Below are 329 nucleotides of genomic sequence, written 5' to 3' on the forward strand. Positions count from 1 at the left end.
GGCCAGCTGATCCACCCCGGCATCAACGAAGCCGGCGCCGTGGCAGCCTTCACCGCCGCCGGCACCGCCTACGCCACCCACGGCGTGCCCCTGGTCCCGGTCTACGTCTTCTACTCCATGTTCGGCTTCCAGCGCACCGGCGACGCCTTCTGGGCCGCCGCGGACCAGATGACCCGCGGTTTCATCATCGGCGCCACCGCAGGACGGACCACCCTCACCGGCGAAGGCCTCCAGCACGCCGACGGCCACTCCCCCCTGCTCGCCTCCACCAACCCCGCAGTAGTCACCTACGACCCCGCCTACGGCTACGAAATGGGCCACATCATCCG

At 69.9% G+C, this 329-nt stretch carries 1 pseudogene; it reads left to right on the forward strand.

Annotated elements, in window-relative coordinates:
• Positions 1-329: pseudogene (locus tag AC5RTT_RS20855) on the forward strand (pyruvate dehydrogenase (acetyl-transferring), homodimeric type); the annotation flags it as partial.

The sequence above is a fragment of the Arthrobacter sp. Y3221157 genome (assembly GCF_059089865.1).